Annotated in this window: 14 protein-coding genes; 3 read left to right on the forward strand and 11 right to left on the reverse strand. The window is 61.1% G+C overall.

Annotated elements, in window-relative coordinates:
• Positions 1-107 precede the first annotated feature (107 nt).
• Positions 108-1,754 carry a 3-(methylthio)propionyl-CoA ligase gene (locus LNV07_RS19095; RefSeq protein WP_318013757.1) on the forward strand — a complete coding sequence of 549 codons (1,647 nt, stop codon included), beginning with the start codon at positions 108-110 and terminating at the stop codon, positions 1,752-1,754.
• Positions 1,755-1,955: 201 nt separating this feature from the next.
• Complete coding sequence (gene prsT / locus LNV07_RS19100) at positions 1,956-4,772, forward strand: XrtA/PEP-CTERM system TPR-repeat protein PrsT (protein ID WP_263572762.1); 2,817 nt, start codon at positions 1,956-1,958, stop codon at positions 4,770-4,772.
• A gap of 3 nt (positions 4,773-4,775) precedes the next feature.
• Here prsT and LNV07_RS19105 read toward each other — a convergent pair whose 3' ends face one another.
• Together LNV07_RS19105 and LNV07_RS19110 are read right to left on the reverse strand one after the other, a co-directional pair.
• Entirely contained in the window at positions 4,776-6,047 is a 1,272-nt protein-coding gene (locus tag LNV07_RS19105; RefSeq protein ID WP_263572763.1) for an esterase/lipase family protein, read from the reverse strand.
• Between the two features lie 74 nt (positions 6,048-6,121).
• Positions 6,122-7,048 carry a DUF3667 domain-containing protein gene (locus tag LNV07_RS19110; protein WP_263572764.1) on the reverse strand — a complete coding sequence of 309 codons (927 nt, stop codon included), beginning with the start codon at positions 7,046-7,048 and terminating at the stop codon, positions 6,122-6,124.
• A gap of 147 nt (positions 7,049-7,195) precedes the next feature.
• On the opposite strand from LNV07_RS19110, the gene LNV07_RS19115 reads away from it, so the two are divergent.
• Complete coding sequence (locus tag LNV07_RS19115; RefSeq protein ID WP_263572765.1) at positions 7,196-8,536, forward strand: UDP-glucose dehydrogenase family protein; 1,341 nt, start codon at positions 7,196-7,198, stop codon at positions 8,534-8,536.
• Here the strand turns inward: LNV07_RS19115 and rfbC are convergent.
• From rfbC to LNV07_RS19160, 9 genes are read right to left on the reverse strand one after another with little or no spacing between them, the layout of a single operon-like run.
• Positions 8,533-9,084: a dTDP-4-dehydrorhamnose 3,5-epimerase gene (rfbC, locus tag LNV07_RS19120; RefSeq protein ID WP_263572766.1), complete on the reverse strand. Its 552-nt coding sequence runs from the start codon at positions 9,082-9,084 to the stop codon at positions 8,533-8,535. The genes LNV07_RS19115 and rfbC overlap by 4 nt on opposite strands.
• Entirely contained in the window at positions 9,084-9,971 is an 888-nt protein-coding gene (rfbA, locus tag LNV07_RS19125) for a glucose-1-phosphate thymidylyltransferase RfbA (protein WP_263572767.1), read from the reverse strand. The genes rfbC and rfbA overlap by 1 nt, the downstream gene beginning before the upstream one ends.
• Positions 9,972-9,981: 10 nt before the next feature.
• On the reverse strand, positions 9,982-10,863 hold the full coding sequence (gene rfbD / locus LNV07_RS19130) for a dTDP-4-dehydrorhamnose reductase (RefSeq protein ID WP_263572768.1): 882 nt from the start codon (positions 10,861-10,863) through the stop codon (positions 9,982-9,984).
• A complete protein-coding gene (gene rfbB, locus LNV07_RS19135) occupies positions 10,860-11,918 on the reverse strand; it encodes a dTDP-glucose 4,6-dehydratase (protein ID WP_263572769.1) in 1,059 nt (352 codons plus the stop codon). Before rfbB ends, rfbD begins: the two co-directional genes overlap by 4 nt.
• 12 nt (positions 11,919-11,930) lie before the next feature.
• Positions 11,931-13,208, reverse strand: coding sequence for a nucleotide sugar dehydrogenase (locus tag LNV07_RS19140; RefSeq protein ID WP_263572770.1), 1,278 nt, complete (start codon positions 13,206-13,208; stop codon positions 11,931-11,933).
• Between the two features lie 40 nt (positions 13,209-13,248).
• On the reverse strand, positions 13,249-14,688 hold the full coding sequence (locus tag LNV07_RS19145) for a mannose-1-phosphate guanylyltransferase/mannose-6-phosphate isomerase (RefSeq protein WP_263572771.1): 1,440 nt from the start codon (positions 14,686-14,688) through the stop codon (positions 13,249-13,251).
• 31 nt (positions 14,689-14,719) lie between these two features.
• Positions 14,720-15,736 (reverse strand): UDP-glucose 4-epimerase GalE, encoded by a 1,017-nt coding sequence (galE, locus tag LNV07_RS19150; RefSeq protein ID WP_263572772.1) that lies wholly within the window; start codon positions 15,734-15,736, stop codon positions 14,720-14,722.
• Between the two features lie 12 nt (positions 15,737-15,748).
• Positions 15,749-16,984 (reverse strand): porin family protein, encoded by a 1,236-nt coding sequence (locus tag LNV07_RS19155; RefSeq protein ID WP_263572773.1) that lies wholly within the window; start codon positions 16,982-16,984, stop codon positions 15,749-15,751.
• A gap of 60 nt (positions 16,985-17,044) precedes the next feature.
• Positions 17,045-18,436, reverse strand: a complete 1,392-nt coding sequence (locus LNV07_RS19160) for an undecaprenyl-phosphate glucose phosphotransferase (RefSeq protein ID WP_263572774.1) — start codon at positions 18,434-18,436, stop codon at positions 17,045-17,047.
• Positions 18,437-18,616 lie beyond the last annotated feature (180 nt).

Raw genomic sequence — 18,616 nt, forward strand, 5'->3', positions numbered from 1 at the left:
CCAAGCCTGTGCAAGGCGGGTGACTATCGGGGTTTTATGGGCTGAAACTAGACTGGTTTCAAGCAAAAGGCTGGGTAGAACCGGCGCCAACAATCGGAGACAAGCACATGGCTTTGATGGGTCAGATGATGACGATGCCGCTGTTGATCTCGTCGCTGCTCAAGCATGCGGCGCGGCATGCGGGCGATACCGAAATTGTCAGCAAGCGGGTCGAAGGTGACCTGCATCGCTACAACTGGCGCGAGGCGGAGCTGCGAGCGCGCAAGCTCGCGCAAGCGCTCGCCCGGCTGGGTTGCGGCCCGGGGGATCGCATCGCGACGCTGGCCTGGAACGGCTACCGACACCTGGAGATCTATTACGGCGTGTCGGGCTCGGAGCTGGTCTGTCACACCATCAACCCGCGCCTGTTCCCCGAGCAGATTGCCTGGATCGCCAATGACGCGCAGGACAGCGCGCTCTGCTTTGATCTGAACTTTTTGCCCTTGGTGGAAAAACTGGCTTCGGCCATGCCCAGCATCAAGCACTATGTATTGATGACGGGCCGCAGTCACATGCCGGCGCAGACTTCTTTGGCCGGCCTGCTCTGCTACGAAGACTTGGTCGAGGCCGAAGACGGCCAATATCAATGGCCCGAATTTGACGAGCAAACCGCATCCAGCATCTGCTACACCTCGGGCACCACCGGCAACCCCAAGGGTGCCGTCTACAGCCATCGCTCCAGTGTGCTGCACGCGATGGGTGCGGCGCTGCCGGACGCGCTGGACTGCTCGGCCCGCGATGTGGTGATGCCGGTGGTGCCGATGTTTCACGTCAATGCCTGGGGCCTGCCTTACTCATGCGCCATCGTCGGCTGCAAGATGGTGATGCCGGGGCCCCATATGGACGGCAAGTCGCTGTATGAATTGTTCGAGGGCGAGGGCGTCACCTTCAGTGCCGGCGTGCCGACCATCTGGCTGGGGCTGCTCAGTTATGTGAAGACCAATGGCCTGAAATTCAGCAGCTTCAAGCGCACGGTGATCGGTGGCTCGGCCTGCCCGCCGGCCATGATGGCGACGCTGATCGACGAATATGGGGTCGATGTGATCCACGCCTGGGGCATGACCGAGATGTCGCCGCTGGGTACCGCGTCCAAGCTCAATGCAGCGCAGCTGAAGCTGCCCAAGGATGAGCAGCGCCGCCTGCTTTCCAAGCAAGGCCGTGCGGTCTACGGCGTCGACATGGCGGTCATTGATGATGAGGGTCAGACCTTGCCTTGGGACGGCCTCAGCGCCGGCAACCTGGTGGTGCGCGGGCCTTGGGTGATCAGCCAGTATTTCGGCCATGCCGAGTCACCGCTGATCACGGTCGACGGTGAGCCGGGCTGGTTTCCGACCGGCGATGTGGCCACCATTGACGCCTATGGCTTCATGCAGATCACCGACCGCAGCAAGGACGTGATCAAGTCCGGCGGCGAGTGGATCAGCTCAATCGATCTTGAAAACATCGCAATGGCCCACCCGGCCGTGTTTGAAGCGGCAGTGATCGCCTGCGCGCACCCGAAGTGGGACGAACGGCCATTGTTGGTGGTGGTCAAAAAACCTAACGCTGAATTGACACGCGAGCAGTTGCTGGAATTCTTTGAAGGCCGGATCGCCAAATGGCAGATCCCGGACGATGTGGTCTTTGTGGCCGAGTTGCCGCACACCGCCACCGGCAAACTGCAAAAACTGAAGCTGCGCGAGCAGTTCAAGGCCCACCGTTTGGCCGGGGTTTGACTATGTCGGCATGGGGCGATTGGCGGCTAAACGGGCGAAGCCATCGGCGGCACAAAATTCGGCCTGCCCGGCTTGCGTGCAATCTTGCCGCTAGCATTTGATTTGATGGGCTGTGCTGGAGCCCGCGCCCCTATACTTTTCGCTGCCTTGCTTGGCCGCTTCGCGTGACCATGCTTTTGATCAGACCACTTGCCCCATGCCATGACATCCTCCTTGCTCAAGAACATCGCCCCCGCTGTTTTGTCGGCCTTCCTGTTGGCGGCTTGCGGCGGGGAGGGCTACGACAGTTTGATGAACTCGGCCCGCACGGCCTTGTCCAAGGGCGAAAGCAAGGCGGCGATCATTCAGCTGAAAAATGCTTTGCAAAAGAACCCCGAGGCGGGCGAGGCCCGTTTTCTCTTGGGCAAGGCATTTTTGGATAGCGGCGACGCTCGCTCCGCAGAGGTGGAATTGCGCAAGGCGATCGCGGCCAAGTTTGAGCCCGCCCGCATTGCGCCGGTGATGGCGCGGGCGCAGTTGGCGCTGCAGGCTTACAAGCCGATGATCGAGTTGTACGGCGAATTCAAGCTGGAAGATGCAGCGGCCAGAGCCGATTTGAAGACATCGCTGGCCACTGCCTTTGCGGCGACCGGTGTGCGCGACAAGAGCGAAGCGGCCTTGCAGGAAGCCTTGCAGGCCGCGCCCGGTTTTGCTCCGGCCGTTCTGCTGCAGGTGCGTCTGAAGCTGCGAGATGGCGATGCCCAGGGTGCCCTGCAGGTTCTCAATGGCTTGCTGAAGAGCGACGCGACGCAAGCGGAAGGCTGGCGACTCAAGGGCGATGTGGTCTTGGGCAGCATCAAATCAGGCGCCGAGGGGAGCAAGGATATGGACGCCGCCGAGGGCATCGCGGCCTACCGTCAGGCCTTGGTTCTGGCGCCCAAGGACTTGGGTGCGCATGCCGGGCTGATCAACCATTGGATCGAAGCCGGGGAGTTCGACAAGGCCGCGGCCGATTTGGAGAATTTGAAGAAGGCTTTGCCCAAGGATCCGCAATCTTTCTACTTTGATGCGCTTTTGGCCTACTCACGCAAAGACTTTGCGGCCGCGCGTGGGCCGGTCCAGGAATTACTGACGCTGGCGCCCGAAAGCCCTTTGGCTTTGCAGTTGGGCGGGGCGATCGAATATGAACTGAAGGCTTTTGCGCCGGCCGAGGAGATGCTGTCCAAGGCCTTGAAGCTGGCGCCGAATTTGTCGGCACCGCGGCGCATGTTGACGCAGATTTACCTGCTGACCTCCAGCCCCGCCAAGGCGGTGGCGGCGATCCAGCCGCTGCTGCTGAACGGCACGCCGGATGCACAAATCTATTCGCTGGCGGGTGAGGCCTATCTGCAAAATGGCGACCCGAAAAAGGCCGAGACCTACTTCGCCCAAGCCGCCAAGTTGAATCCCAAGGACAGCCGCAGCCGTACGCAGCTGATCTTGGGCAAGGCGTCGAGCGCCAAGCCGGAGGACGTGCTGGCCGACCTGAAATCAATCTCGGACAGCGATCCGAGTTCGGTCGCCGACATCGCCATCATCCGCGCGCATTTGCAGCGCCGCGATCTCGACAAGGCCATGGCGGCGATCGATGTGCTGGAGCGCAAACAGCCGAAACGCCCGATCGCGGCGAATTTGCGTGGCTTGGTGCTGCTGGCGCGCAAGGATGTGGCCGGTGCCAAGGTCAATTTCGAAAAGGCACTGAGTCTCGATCCGACCTTCTACCCGGCCGCCGCCTTGCTGGCCTCGCTGGACATGGCCGACAAGCAGCCCGATGCCGCCAAGCAGCGCTTCGAGACCTTGTTGAAGGCGGCGCCCGATAACGTCAAGGCTCATCTGGCTCTGGCCGAGTTGAAAGAAATTGGCGGAGCGACGAAAGAAGAGGTCGGCGCCTTGATAGAGAAGGCTGTGCTGATCAAGCCCACGGATGCTGCGCCGCGTGTGGCGCTGGTTGACCACCATCTGAAACATCGCGATTTGAAGGCAGCTCAAATTGCCGCGCAAAAAGGTATTGCCGCCTTGCCCGAAGCACCCGAGTTGCTTGAGGTGCAGGGGCGCGTGCGCATGCTGGCCGGCGAGTACAACCAGGCCACCGAGTCCTTCAACGCCTTGGCCCGCGTGATGCCACGCTCGCCGATGCCGCATATGCGCTTGGCCGAGGCCTATGTGGCCTTGAAGAATTTTCCGAACGCGACTGCAAGTCTGAAGCGGGCCCTGGATTTGGCGCCCGACTATCTGGTCGCCCGCAAGCGCTTGGCTGAGGTGTATTTGGCGGCCGGCGATCACAAGAATGCGCTGGCGAGTGCGACCCTGATGCAAAAACAAGAGGCCGGTAAGGCCGCCGGCCTGGGCCTGCAGGGTGATGTGTTGGCGGCGCAGAAAGATTGGGTTGGCGCGGCTGCGGCCTATCGCCAAAGCTTGGCGGCCGGCGGCGACGCCAATGTCGATGTGGCTGCCGGTTTGGCCAGCAAACTGCATCATGCCTTGGCGCTCGGGCCTAACAAGGCCGAAGCCGAGAAGTTTGCCGCCGGATGGATCAAAGATCATCCGAAGGACGCGGTATTCCAGTTTTATCTAGGCGGCGAGGAGTTGCTGCAGGGCAAGTTGGCGCCGGCCGAAACCCGTTTCGCTGCGGTCTTGAAGCTGCAGCCCGAGAACGCTCCCGCCTTGAATAATATGGCCTGGTTGCTGCTCAAACAGGGCAAGCCCGGTGCTTTGCCCTTGATCGAAAAAGCCAATCAATTGGCGCCAAAACAGGCCGAATTTTTGGATACCTTCTCGATGATTCTGGAGGCCGAGAAACAGTTGCCCAAGGCAATCGAGGTGCAGAGCCAAGCGCTTGATTTACAACCCGAGAATCATGAGATGCGTATGCGTTTGGCCAAACTCTATTTGGCCTCCGGTGACAAGACCAAGGCCGGTGCCGAATTGCAGCGTTTGGCCAAGGCGGGCAAGCAGTACGGCGGTCAGGCCGAGGTCCAGCAGTTGCTGCGTGCGCTCTGAAAATCAGCTCTTGACGGCCTTGCTTGGCTTGGCGGGCTTCAGCCAGTCCTGCATCTGCTGAGTCAGCATGGGGCTGCTGAGCAACTCCATATGGTTCATGCGGTAACAGATCAGTTGCTCTGACTTGGCGAAGCCGAGGTCGCGCCTGGGGTCACTGTGCTCGCCCAAGGCGCTGTGCAAGGGCACCAAACCGTCACCGATCAAACGGTTGGCGAGCGCGCCACGTTTGGCGGCCATGGTCGCCGCCACCGCGAAGCAATTGACGCCGGCGGGCAGCGGCGTGATCAGGCGTTGATCGGGCAGGCGATGAAAGCGGTTATCGCCCATCCAGTCTTCATCGCGCACATGGCCATGGCGCAGGTCGGTGATGCCGGCGCTGCGCAACTGTCCGAGCTTGGCCAGCGGGGCGGTGTAGGGCGTGCTGCCCAGCAAGACATCGATCCAGTTGCCGGCCCGCTCCAAGGGCGCGCCGTGATGCGGTGTGCCGAGGAAAACGATGTTTTTCAGCAGCGGCAGCCAGTGGGATGTTTGTTCGGTGGCGAAATGGCAGGCGCTGCGCGTCAAGAGCCCGCCCATGCTGTGGGCCACGATGCTGATTTCTTCGACCGGTACCGGCCAATGCCGGACCAGCAACTCCAACTGAGCTGCCAACTCGCGGCCATTCTGCGAGGTATGCAGGCCCGAGTTGTAGCGCAGATAGATGGGGCAATAGCCGAGGGCCGCCGCCAGCGATTGGCCATGGTCGACCGGCTGACCCTTGTGCGATGCCTGCCACTGCAGATCGTTCATGCACAGACCGTGGATCAGCAGCAGCACCTTGCCCGATGGCGCGAAGTCCGGGGGCAGATCTTGCCAGTCCAGGGTGTGGTCCTGCCAGCGCATGCTCATCGGTATGGCCAGCGGGTTGTTGGAGGCCAGCAGGTGATCGCCCATCACCCCGTTCAGCGCCGCCAGCAAGGCCGCGCGTTGAGGGCTCGCCTGCTGGGTTTGCGCGTCGGCTGCCAGCAAGGGCTCAAGCCGCTTCAACAGCGCTTGCAAGCCGTCGCCGACGAGTCGGTTGACCCCATGCACGCTTCTGTAGGCCAGGCCGGTGATGCCGCGTGTTTGCCCCGGTGCATGGCCGCCCGGCACGCCCAGGCGATCCCAAATCGATTGATGCACGCCTTCGACGATGCGGGCGATGCCGGCCGTAGCCTGGCTACCCAATTGGGCGATACCGCGCAAGTCGGAGGCCAGCAAATGTTTGGCGGTGCGTTTCGGAGGGCTTGAATTCATGCTCGCTGCGCCGGCGATAAAAAGTCGCGAGGCAGGCCGATTGTGCGGCCAGCCCGCTAGAGGCGCGCCTCTATTCAACTCACCAAGGTCATCAAGGCGAAAGTCGCGAACACAAGGCTGACGCTGCTGAGGTTCAGCACAAAGAGCGCAAAGGCGCGCGGCAAGGTGCTCCACCAGCGGCAGCGATAGACCCGGTGCAAGGCGATCACCGGATAGATGACGGTGGCTATGCCTGCGAGCGCCGACAAGGGCTCCCATTGAATCAACAGCAGCATCACCATCGCAAACCAGAAGGCGTGCAGATGCAGCGCGAAAGTCAGGTGCTCGGTATAGCGCATGCGCTTGTCCCAAAAAATCAGCTTCAACCAGAGCGCGAAGCAGGGCAGCAGCACAAACATGGTGGTGCCCACATTGTTGAGTGCGCGCTCGGACAGCTGCACCATCTCTTTGGCCATACCGGCGTGGTCCAGCGTTAGCCGGCGCTCCAGCCGCTTGCACATGGATGCAGGAAACTTCGTGCAATAAAACACGCCGTCCTTGAGGCCGGCCTTGAAACCCCACAGGCCGCCGATCTGGATGTTCTTGGTGTCACCGTCCTCCAACTGGATCGCCTTTGAGGAGCTTGAACTGTTGATCTCCGGCACATTGGCCTCAATTTTTCCGCTGGTGACCAGGCGCAGCGACAACAAGGCCAAGACGCTGATGGTCAGGTACAGGCGCAGCGGCAGCACGTAACGCCGGCGTCGACCGGCCAAGTACTCCAGCGTCAGTTGCCCCGGCAGCAGGAGCAGCCGCCACAAGGTGCGCCAGAGCGCTCCTTCGGTGGAAATATAGGCGCCGCCAAATTGCTGCAAGAACTCCAGCAGGGTTGGCGCTCGCAGGTTCGACTCCTGGCCGCAGGCGCCGCAGAACTTGGGTCTAGGGTCTGCAAATGCTGCCCCGCAATTGGGGCATGGCTGGCTGGTGGCCTCGGGATTCAGGGCGGTGGCGGGAAGGATCATCGGCAGATTGTCCGGGCAAATGCCGCGCGTGAACGGAGGGCGATCGTTTTGAACGTTTCACAGTGTCTACACAGTCGCCGCGTAGTCTAGCCGGAGCATAGAGGCTGCGAGTTTGGTCCTTGCATCAAACCATCAAGGAGAAGAGACATGAAAGTTACAGCAATTGGCACCGGCTACGTTGGCCTGGTGACGGGCGCTTGCCTGGCGGAGATGGGTAATCATGTGCTGTGCCTGGACGTCAATGCGGAAAAGATCCGGGTTCTGAACGCCGGTGAAATTCCGATCCATGAGCCCGGTCTGCTTGAAATCGTGCAGCGAAACGTCGCCGCCGGGCGTTTGCAGTTCACCACCGATGTGGACCGCGCGGTCAACCACGGCACCATCATGTTCATCGGCGTCGGCACGCCGCCCGATGAAGATGGCTCGGCCGATCTGCAATATGTGCTGGCGGCGGCGCGCTCGATCGGAGCCCGCATGACCGATTACAAGGTGATCGTCGACAAGAGCACGGTGCCGGTCGGAACGGCCGACAAGGTGCGGGCCGCCGTGGCCGAAGAGTTGGCCAAACGCGGCTCGACGCTGGCCTTCTCGGTCGTCTCCAACCCAGAGTTCCTGAAGGAGGGCGCTGCGGTCGAAGACTTCATGAAGCCCGACCGCATCATCATCGGCTCCGACGATGAGCAGGCAACGCTGTTCATGCGGGCGCTTTATTCACCGTTCACGCGCAACAACGACCGCATGATCGTGATGGATCTGCGCAGCGCCGAATTCACCAAATACGCGGCCAACGCGATGTTGGCCACGCGCATCAGCTTCATGAACGAGATGGCGCTGCTGGCCGAAACGGTCGGCGCAGATATCGAGTTAGTTCGTCGGGGCATAGGCTCCGATCCGCGCATTGGCTACAGTTTCTTGTATGCCGGCGCCGGCTATGGTGGCTCCTGCTTCCCAAAGGACGTCAAGGCCTTGGTGCAGTCGGCGCAGCTCCAAGGCATCTCTTTGCGGGTGCTGACGGCGGTGGAGCAGGCGAACGAACGTCAAAAAATGGTGCTGGTGGACAAGGTGGTGGCGCGTTTTGGCCCCGACCTGAGCGGCCGCCATTTCGCCATCTGGGGTCTGGCCTTCAAGCCCAATACCGACGATATGCGCGAAGCCCCGGCCTTGGTGATCGTGCACGAATTGATTCGACGGGGCGCGACTGTCACGGCCTACGATCCGGTGGCGATGGTCGAAGCGAAGCGCTTGCTGGCCGATCTGCGGGGCCTGAGCTTTTGCGAGCGCGCCGAGCAGGCGCTGGAAGGCGCCGATGCTTTGCTGCTGGTGACCGAGTGGAAGGAGTTCAAGAGCCCGGACTTCGAGGCCATCAAAGCGACATTGAAGCAACCCGTGGTGTTCGATGGCCGCAATCAATACGAGCCGGCCCTGATGAAGGCCTTGGGGATCGAGCATCACGGCATCGGCCGTGGCTCGGCCCTTAACTTGAGCTAATCGAACAGCCTGGCCTCGGCCAGCAATGCCGCGCGGGCGTCCTTGTCCGCCAGCAGTGCGGGCACGCCGGTGTCAGGCCATTCGATGCCGATCGCGGGGTCGTCCCAGCGCACCGCGCCCTCGCATTGCGGCGCGTAGTAGTCGGTCGTCTTGTAGAGGAAGTCGGCCGTTTCGCTCAGCACCAGAAAGCCATGGGCAAAACCCGGCGGCACCCAGAGCTGGCGCTGGTTCTCGGCGCTCAGTTCGACCCCTTCCCAGCGGCCGAAGTTGGGGCTTGAGCGGCGGATATCGACCGCCACATCGAACACCGCACCGCTGACCACCCGCACCAGCTTGCCTTGCGTGTGGGGCGGCAGTTGAAAGTGCAGACCGCGCAGCACACCGCGGGCCGAGCGGGAATGGTTGTCCTGCACAAAGCGGACCTCGGAGCCGACCGCCTTGTTGAAGCTGGCCTCGTTCCAGCTTTCGGTGAAAAATCCGCGCGCATCGCCGAACACCTTGGGCTCGATGATCAAGACCTCGGGCAGGCTGGTAGTGGTGATCTTCATCAGAAGGCTTTATCGTTCAGCAGCTTTTGCAGGTATTGACCGTAGCCATTCTTGGCCAAGGGCTTGGCCAAGGCGGCCAATTGATCAGCGGTGATCCAGCCCGAACGGAAGGCGATTTCCTCCGGGCAGGCGACCTTCAGACCCTGGCGTTTTTCCAGCGTGGCGATGAACTGCCCGGCTTCCAGCAGGCTGTCATGGGTGCCGGTGTCCAGCCAGGCGTAGCCGCGGCCCATGATCTCAACCTGCAGTTGCTGCTGGCTGAGGTACTGGGCATTGACGTCGGTGATCTCCAACTCGCCGCGCGGGCTGGGCTTGATGGCGGCGGCGATATCGCAGACCTGCTCGTCGTAGAAGTAGAGGCCGGTGACGGCGTAATTGCTCTTCGGCTGCGTCGGCTTTTCGGCGACCGAGATAGCTTTTTTCTGCGCATCAAACTCGACCACACCGTAACGCTCGGGGTCGGTCACATGGTAGGCAAAAACGGTCGCACCGGTCTGATTGGCGTTGGCGTTAGCGAGCAGGCCTTGGAAGTCATGGCCATAGAAAATATTGTCACCCAGCACCAAGGCGCTAGGGGCTCCGCCAATGAAGTCGCGGCCCAGGATAAATGCTTGGGCCAAGCCGTCCGGGCTGGGTTGCACGCAGTAGCTGATATTCAGGCCCCAGCGTTTGCCGTCGCCGAGCAAGGCCTCAAAGCGCGGAATGTCTTGCGGCGTGCTGATCAAGAGGATGTCGCGGATGCCGGCCAGCATCAAGGTGGCCAGCGGGTAATACACCATCGGCTTGTCATAGACCGGCAGCAACTGCTTGCTCATCGCCAGCGTGGCGGGGTGCAGGCGCGTGCCGGAGCCGCCGGCGAGGATGATGCCTTTGCGATTCTTTGTCATGAATACCCCTTTAAAGAATTTCGTACAGCATGCGCTCGACACCGACTTGCCAATGCGGCAAGCAGAGCCCGAAAGCATGTTGCAATTTTTCGGTGGACAGCCGCGAGTTCAGCGGCCGCCGGGCCGGCGTCGGGTAATCACTGCTTGGTATAGCCAGCACTTGGTCTGCAGCAACCTTGATGGGCTTGCCATGTAGCCGAGCAAATTCGATCACATGCTTGGCGTAGGCATGCCAGCTGGTCTCACCGGCGGCCACCGCGTGGTAGGTGCCACTCAGCGAGGGTTGAGTCAAGGTGGCTCTGAGCATATGAGCTGTCAGGTCGGCGAGCAGGTCGGCACCGGTCGGTGCGCCGATCTGGTCGGCAATCACCTTCAAATGCTCGCGTTCAGTCGCGAGTCGCAACATGGTCTTGGCGAAATTGCCGCCGCGTGCCGCATAAACCCAGCTGGTGCGCAGGATCAGATGTTCACAGCCAGTGGCGCGAATCGCATCCTCACCGGCCAATTTGCTGGCGCCGTAAACGCTCAAGGGCGCGGTGGCCGCATTTTCATCGCGGGCCTGGTCGCCGCTGCCGTCGAAGACGTAGTCCGTGCTGTAGTGAATCAGCAAGGCGCCCAAGGCCTTGGCTTCGGCGGCCAATAGGCTAGGTGCGGTCGCGTTGATTTGCCGCGCCAGATCTTGATCGGTTTCGGCCTTGTCGACCGTCGTGTAGGCGGCGGCGTTGACGATCACTTGTGGCGCAGCTGCACGTACTGCCGCGATCAATCCGGCGCTGTCTGCCAAGTCGCCACCTTGATGACGATCCAGTGCGATCAACTCACCCAGCGGCGCCAACGCACGCTGCAACTCCCAGCCGACTTGGCCGTTCTTGCCGAGAAGCAGAATTTTCATGCGGTGTATTGCTGAGCGACCCAATCTCGATAAGCGCCGCTCTGCACCCGTGCCACCCATTCGGGGTGATCCAGATACCACTGCACCGTTTTGCGGATGCCGGTCGCAAAGGTCTCGGCCGGTCGCCAGCCGAGCTCGCGCTCAATCTTGCGGGCGTCGATCGCATAGCGCCTGTCATGGCCGGGGCGGTCCTTGACGTAGGTGATCAAGCGCTTGTAGCTGCCGCCGGCATCGGGGCGCAGCTCATCCAGCAGCGCGCAGACGGTGTGCACGATGTCCAGATTGGTCATCTCGTTCCAACCGCCGATGTTGTAGGTTTCGCCCAAACGCCCGCCCGCCAGCACGGCACGGATCGCCGAGGCATGGTCGGTGACATACAACCAGTCCCGTACATTCTTGCCGTCACCATAGATGGGCAGCGCCTTGCCGGCCAGCGCGTTGACGATCATCAGCGGGATCAGCTTCTCGGGGAAATGCAGCGGGCCGTAATTGTTCGAACAGTTGGTCGTCAAGACCGGCAGGCCATAGGTGTGATGCCAGGCGCGCACCAAATGATCGCTGGCGGCCTTGCTGGCCGAATAGGGACTGTTGGGTTCGTAGGTCTTGGTCTCGGCAAACGGCGCGTCATCCGCGCCGAGCGAGCCATAGACCTCATCGGTCGACACATGGTGGAAGCGGAACGCCGCCTTGTCCGCCTCGCCCAGCTCGCTCCAATAGGCTCGCGCCGCTTCAAGCAGCGTGTAAGTGCCTTCGATATTGGTGCGCATAAAGGCGCCGGGCCCGCTGATGGACCGGTCTACATGGCTCTCGGCGGCGAAGTGCAGCAGAGCGCGCGGCTGGTGCTCGGCCAATAGCTTGGCGACCAACGCGCCATCGCAGATATCGCCCTTGACGAAAATATGGCGCGCGTCGCCGGCGAGCGAGGCCAGATTTTCCAGATTGCCCGCATAGGTCAGCGCGTCCAGCGTCACCACCGGCTCGTCCGAAGAGCTCAGCCAATCCAGTACGAAATTGCTGCCGATAAAGCCGGCGCCGCCGGTGACGAGTATGGTCATATCAATCCCAAATTACAGACGCCAGACACGCAGTCCGGCGGCTTGCAAGGCTTGTTGGTCAAAGGCAGCCTTGACGTCAATGAAGGCGCCGCCGGTCACCAACTTGTCGGCGATCTCTGCGGTGCTCAATTGCTTGTAGCTCTTGTGAGCGACGGCCGCGACGATTGCGTCGGCCTTGGGCAACTCTCCCCAAGTGACCGGCCGCACGCCGTACTCATGCACCGCTTCATCCGCGTCGGTGACGCTCACCTCGACGCCATAGGTCTTCAGCTCGGTGATGATGTCGATGACCTTGGAGTTGCGCAGATCAGCGCAGTCTTCCTTGAAGGTCAGGCCCAGGACGTTGACCTTGGCACCCTTGATTGCGCTGCCTGCCGCAATCATCTGCTTGATGGTCTGCTCGGCGATGAACTTGCCCATGCCGTCATTGATGCGCCGGCCGGCCAGAATCACCTGCGGGTGATAGCCCAGCATATCGGCCTTGTGCGTCAGGTAATAAGGGTCGACGCCGATGCAATGGCCGCCGACCAGGCCCGGCTTGAACTTCAGAAAGTTCCATTTGGTGCCGGCCGCTTCGAGCACCTCGGAGGTGTCGATGCCGATCTTGTCGAAGATGATGGACAGCTCGTTCATCAAGGCGATATTGAGGTCGCGCTGGGTGTTCTCGATCACCTTGGCGGCCTCGGCCACCTTGATGCTGGCGGCACGGTGGACGCCGGGAATGATGATCTTTTCGTAGACCTTGGCGACGGTGTCCAGCGTCGCGGGCGTATCGCCGGAAACGATCTTGAGAATCTTGGTCAGCGTGTGCTCTTTGTCGCCCGGGTTGATGCGCTCGGGGCTGTAGCCGATGAAGAAGTCCTGCTTCCACTTCAGGCCCGACTCGCGCTCCAGCACCGGGATGCAGACCTCTTCGGTGGCGCCGGGGTAGACGGTCGACTCGTAGACGACGATCGCGCCCTTTTTGAGGTTGCGGCCGACGCTGGTGCTGGCGCCGACGAGTGGGCGGAAGTCGGGGATATGGGCGTCGTCGACCGGTGTGGGCACGGCGACGATGATGACATCGGCTTCGCGCAAGCAGGCCGGATCAAAGCTGTACTCGGCATGCGGCGACTGGCTCATTTCCTCGTCGCTCAACTCGCGCGAGGGGTCCACGCCGGCCTGGCACTTGGCGACCTTGTCCTTGGCGATATCAAAACCGATGGTGCGGCCATGTTTGCCGAACTCGATCACCAGGGGCAAGCCCACATAACCCAAACCCACGACAGCAATGACGTTCTTCTCGCTCATCTTCTATTCCCCAAAATCGAATTAATAGTCAACCTCGGTCTCAGTTTCGACCGTAGGTATCTTCAAAACGCACGATGTCGTCCTCGCCCAAATAGGAGCCGGACTGTACCTCGATAATTTCCAGCGGCACCTTACCCGGATTGGCCAGCCTATGCGTTTGGCCCAGGGGGATATATGTGCTTTGGTTCTCGCTTAACAGGAATACTTTGTCCCCATTGGTGATCTCGGCGGTGCCGGAAACAACAATCCAATGCTCGGCGCGGTGGTGGTGCATCTGCAGGCTCAGCGTTGCGCCGGGCTTGACCATGATGCGTTTGACCTGGAAGCGCTCGCCCGAGTCTATGCTGTCGTACCAACCCCAGGGACGGTGGACCTTGCGGTGCAGCGTTTGCTCGCCGCGCTTTTCGGCGTCCAGGCGCGCGACGATTTTCTTCACTTCCTGGCTGCGCGCGCGGTCGCTGACCAGAATCGCATCGGGCGTCTCCACTACGACCACATCGCTCAGGCCGACCACGCTGACCAAGCGGCTGGTCGCATGTACCAAGGTGTTGTGGCTGTCGCTGAAGATCGCGTCGCCGATCGCGGCATTGCCGTCGGCATCCTTGTCCGCCACCTGCCAGACGGCGTCCCAGGCGCCGAGGTCGTTCCAGCCGGCGTCCAGCGCCAACATGCGCAGCGCAATATCGCTGCCGGGGCATCGTTCCATCACCGCATAGTCGACCGACTCGGACGGTACGGCCGCGAATTCGACCTTGCCGGGCCGAATGAATTTGGCGTCGACGCTGCGGGCCGCCCAGGCCAGTCGAGTGGCGGCGGCGATGTCGGGGCGGAAACGCTCCAGCGCCTTCATCCAGACCGAGGCACGCAGCACAAACATGCCGCTGTTCCAGAAGTAACTGCCTTCGGCCACATAACGCTCGGCGGTGGCGGCGTCAGGTTTTTCCACAAATTGGGCCACGCCCAATCCGGACGCGTCCGCTTCGGTACGGATATAGCCAAAGCCGGTCTCGGCGCGATCGGGCGTGATGCCCAGAATCACGATGGCCCCATCGGCCGCCTGACGGATCGCCTGCTGCAGCGCCGCCGTGAAGGCCGGGCCGTCTGCCACGGTCTGATCGGCGGGCGTCACCACCAGCACCGGATCGGCGCCGGCTTCCAAGGCATGCAGCGCCGCCAGCGTCAGCGCGGGTGCGGTGTTGCGGCCCATTGGCTCGAGCAGAACGCCGCTGGTGTCTTGGCCGGTTTCGCGCAGTTGATCGAGCACCAAAAAGCGGTGTTCCTCGTTACCGATGATGGCCGGCCCGGCCAAGGCGATGTCGACCGCGCTCAGCGCCGCCAGGCGTTCCGCGGCCTGTTGAAACAAGCTGGTATTGCCGGACAGCACGAGGAACTGCTTGGGGAAGCCGGCGCGCGACAGTGGCCAGAGGCGTGTGCCGCTGCCGCCGGCCATGATGACGGGTTGAACTTGAATCAAAGACATTTCAGGGATCCAGAATTTTGGTGAGAATCAATCAAACAAAGCCTTGCGGATTCATGCTCTGCCAGCGCCAACTGTCCTCGCACATTTGCTTGATGTCATGGCGAGCTTGCCAACCCAGGCGCTCACGGGCGAGTTGGGGGTCGGCATAGCAGGCCGCCACATCGCCGGCACGACGGGGGACGATGTCGTAAGGCACGCTGCGCCCACTGGCCGCCTCATAGGCTTTGACCAGGTCGAGCACGCTATAGCCCCGGCCGGTGCCGATATTGGCGGTGATCGATTCTTTGCCGTCCAAGAGAAAGCGCAGAGCGGCTACATGCCCTTCGGCGAGGTCGACGACGTGGATGTAGTCGCGCACACCGGTGCCATCGGGCGTGTCATAGTCATCGCCGAAAACCTGCAGGCGCTCGCGCCGACCGACGGCGACCTGCGCCACATAAGGCATCAGATTGTTCGGTGTGCCGCGCGGGTCTTCGCCAATCAGGCCGCTGGCATGCGCACCGACCGGATTGAAGTAGCGCAATGCGGCGGTTTGCCAAGCCGGGTCGGCGGCACCCAGATCGCGCAGAATGGTCTCGCCCATCAGCTTGGTCGCACCATAAGGGTTGACGGCTGAGAGCGCCGCGTCTTCGCGCAAGGGAAGCTTTTCGGGGACGCCGTAGACCGTGGCGCTGGAGCTGAAGACCATGCGCTTGCAATCAAAGCGGGTCATGGTCTCGCAGATATTGACCAGACCGCCGAGGTTGTTGCGGTAATAGCTGAGCGGCTGGGAGGTCGATTCACCGACCGCCTTGAAGGCCGCGAAATGAACGACGGCATCGGGGCGATGGCGCTCGAACACGGCGTTCATCGCGACGGCGTCGCAGACATCGGCACGCTCGAACATTGGTGTTTGCCCGCTGAGCCGCGCCAAACGGTTCAGCACCTCGGGCGAGCTGTTGGAGAAATTGTCGACCCCGACCACATCGAAGCCGGCCGCTTGCAGGGCCAACCAGGTGTGTGAGGCGATATAGCCGGCGCCGCCGGTCAGCAAGATGCGTGTAGACATGGGCTGTGAGCTTCAGTACAGCAGAATTTGACCGTAACAGCCGTAGCTGTTGGCGTCGTAGGCGTAGATTTCTTGCGAGCTGCTGCGTGAGGACTTGTTGAATTGGCAACCCATGGTGATGCCGCGCGAGTACTGCCAGCGAGCGCCCAGGTTGAATGCATTGTCGCGATCGTAATCTTCGGAATGATTGCCGGCGGTGTCATAGACACGGCGGCTCTTGGCGGTGCTGAGGCCACCGGTCAGGAACACCTTGCCGGTCAGCTCGTAAGTCGCATTGACTTGCAAGCCATTGGTAATCCGGTCTTGCTCGGAGCTGGTATTGGCATTGCTGAACGAAGATTCCAGGCCGGTATCGCGGCTGAGGCTGCTGGAAATGTTCCATTTTGCGGTGGGTTGCCAGCCCCAGGTGATCTGGCCGGTCAGGCCGGAGAAGTCGTTGGCAACGCCTTGCTTGACCTTGGATCGACCGGTACTGATGCGGCCTTCAATGGTGCTAGCACCGCTGGCGACCCAGCGGCTGGTGAAGTCAAGGTCCTTGCGCTCGAACTCGCGTGCGGCGACGGGAATTGAAATCGGCTGCGGCAAGCCAGGGATGGTGAAAGTCCGCACATAGGCCGGGTATTTGTCATTGGTGGCGCGGCCGGCAACGCCGAAGCGCAAATCGGTGCTCGGTTGATAGACGACGCCGAGCGAATAGCGATTCTGATCAAACTCGAACTGAGTATATTCATCGGCACTGAAGCGCCTGGTCCGGTGGCCGGCGCCGACCTCGAGCGAGTATTTCGTGACCAAACCAAGCCGAACCACACCATTCAAATTGTTGTTGTTCTCGGTGTTTTTCTTGCGCAGCGCGAGCTCGGTGCGCTCCGTATAGGTGCTCAGCGCTTGACTATTGTCGACACTGATGGTGCCGGACAGGCGCTCCAGGGTCGACCAATCCAGGCCACCCTTGGCCGTGTAGCCGACGTTATTGAGATCGGTGTTCTTGCTATAGCGATTGGTGTTGACGTTGATGTCGGCATAGACCCGCTGGCGGCCTATCGGTTGGTTGATGCCGGCCAACAAACTGGCGGTGGCGACGGTGTCGTCGTTCGGGCTGAAGACCGAGCGGTAGATATTGGAAACCCGGTTGAAGCCCAGCGAGCCGCCATAGTAGTAGGGGTTGGACTCGGCCCAGACCGGCGTGGCGCTGGCCCATGCGAGCAGGCAGACCGAGGTCAGTAACAATCGTCGTTGCGCGTGCGGCATGAATGTCCTAGAGAAAATTGGGTTCGGCAAAATTAGATAGATCCACTGGCGCGATGGCGTTCAATATGCGTTGCGATCAAACAGCATCAAACGGGCGGTGCGCGCAATGATTTGCAGGTCCAGACCCAGCGACCAGTTGCGCAGATATTCCAGATCATATTCAACCCGAGCTTCCATTTTATCGATGGTGTCGGTTTCGCCGCGCAGACCATTGACCTGGGCCCAACCTGTAATGCCTGGTTTGACTTTGTGCCGGACCATATAGGCCTTGATCAGCTTGCGATACTCCTCGTTATGCGCGACGGCATGCGGGCGCGGGCCAACGATGCTCATGCGGCCCTGCAGCACATTGATGAATTGAGGCAATTCATCCAGCGAGGTGCGTCGAATGAAGGCTCCGAATTTGGTGATGCGCGGGTCTTCTTTGGTCGCCTGCTTGACGACTTGCCCATTGTCTTGCGCACTCATCGAGCGAAATTTGTAAACGATGATTTCTTCGCCGTCCAGGCCGTTTCGGCGCTGTTTGAAGATGATGGGGCCGGGCGAACTTTGCTTCACGCCAATCGCCACCGCCAACAAAATCGGTGAAATCAGCACCAAGATCAAACTGGCCAGCACAATATCGCTGATACGTTTGACCAACTCATTGGTGCCGGTGAACGGGGTCTCGCAAATGCCCACGACCGGCACGCCATTCATGTCTTGCAGGCGACCCTGAATAATGCTGATGCCAAACACATCGGGCACAAAAAACAGCGACGCCGTGGTGCCTTGAACCTGCTCCAGCAATTGCACGATGCGGGGTTGCGAGCCCAGCGGCAGGGTGATATAGACCTCGCGAATGCTGTGCGTGCGCACATACTCACTCAACTCGCTGAGTCGGCCCAGCAATTTGTTGCGCGAGTCCTCGTGCAGGCGGTCATCTTGTCTGTCTTCGAAGTAGCCGAGGAAGTCGATGCCTTGATCGGCTCCCGCGTTCAGCGCCCGTGCCACTTTGGCGCCAAGTGGGCCGGCCCCGACGATGACGGCGCCGCGGCGTGCACCGCGAGTGCGCCTCGCGCGCTCCCAGCGGCCGCCTTGGATGGCAATAACTTGCAGGATAGGCGTCAGACCGGCCCACCAATACAGGACCTCGTTTTCGAAGTAGCCCATGCTGTTGGTGGCGTATCCGCACAGGGCAAGAATTACCAGCAGGGCCAGCCAAGAACTCAGCACATCAACGACGGCGCTGATGCTGCTGCTACCGGAGAAGCGGTTGCGCCCAGGGAAGGTCAGGGCGAATACCAGCAAGCACAGCGTCAGTCCGGACCTGAGAATCGGCTCGCCAAAATAGGCGCTCACAGCCAAAAAACACAGCACGATGATGCTGGGCTCCATGAAGGCGGCAATCAAGGACTCAACCGACTGCGGCGCGCTGTAGAACGTTCTCTTGTAACTTCGGTCCTCGAACATCGATCTCCCTCGCATCCTTGCTGCCGGATTGGCTTCACGCTTATTAGTGCGGCTTGACCAAGGCGCTCTTGGCCGAACCTGCCATCCCGCATTCTCACGGGGCGGTCAATTGGGGTTGGATTCTCGCTCAGATTGAGCACGCTTTCGCCGCGTTGCACCCGTTAGGGCGGCGGCGGCTTG

Origin of the sequence: Roseateles oligotrophus (assembly GCF_025717515.1) — a bacterium.
GTDB lineage: Bacteria > Pseudomonadota > Gammaproteobacteria > Burkholderiales > Burkholderiaceae_C > Paucibacter_A > Paucibacter_A oligotrophus.

Bases quoted from the DNA above. Each gene is read 5' to 3' on its own strand.
- LNV07_RS19155 (WP_263572773.1), bottom strand. From the start codon at position 16,984: ATGCCGCACGCGCAACGACGATTGTTACTGACCTCGGTCTGCCTGCTC.
- LNV07_RS19105 (WP_263572763.1), bottom strand. From the start codon at position 6,047: ATGAATTCAAGCCCTCCGAAACGCACCGCCAAACATTTGCTGGCCTCC.
- LNV07_RS19095 (WP_318013757.1), top strand. From the start codon at position 108: ATGGCTTTGATGGGTCAGATGATGACGATGCCGCTGTTGATCTCGTCG.
- LNV07_RS19160 (WP_263572774.1), bottom strand. From the start codon at position 18,436: ATGTTCGAGGACCGAAGTTACAAGAGAACGTTCTACAGCGCGCCGCAG.
- LNV07_RS19110 (WP_263572764.1), bottom strand. From the start codon at position 7,048: ATGATCCTTCCCGCCACCGCCCTGAATCCCGAGGCCACCAGCCAGCCA.
- rfbC (WP_263572766.1), bottom strand. From the start codon at position 9,084: ATGAAGATCACCACTACCAGCCTGCCCGAGGTCTTGATCATCGAGCCC.
- rfbD (WP_263572768.1), bottom strand. From the start codon at position 10,863: ATGAAAATTCTGCTTCTCGGCAAGAACGGCCAAGTCGGCTGGGAGTTG.
- rfbB (WP_263572769.1), bottom strand. From the start codon at position 11,918: ATGACCATACTCGTCACCGGCGGCGCCGGCTTTATCGGCAGCAATTTC.
- LNV07_RS19140 (WP_263572770.1), bottom strand. From the start codon at position 13,208: ATGAGCGAGAAGAACGTCATTGCTGTCGTGGGTTTGGGTTATGTGGGC.
- LNV07_RS19145 (WP_263572771.1), bottom strand. From the start codon at position 14,688: ATGTCTTTGATTCAAGTTCAACCCGTCATCATGGCCGGCGGCAGCGGC.
- galE (WP_263572772.1), bottom strand. From the start codon at position 15,736: ATGTCTACACGCATCTTGCTGACCGGCGGCGCCGGCTATATCGCCTCA.
- prsT (WP_263572762.1), top strand. From the start codon at position 1,956: ATGACATCCTCCTTGCTCAAGAACATCGCCCCCGCTGTTTTGTCGGCC.
- LNV07_RS19115 (WP_263572765.1), top strand. From the start codon at position 7,196: ATGAAAGTTACAGCAATTGGCACCGGCTACGTTGGCCTGGTGACGGGC.
- rfbA (WP_263572767.1), bottom strand. From the start codon at position 9,971: ATGACAAAGAATCGCAAAGGCATCATCCTCGCCGGCGGCTCCGGCACG.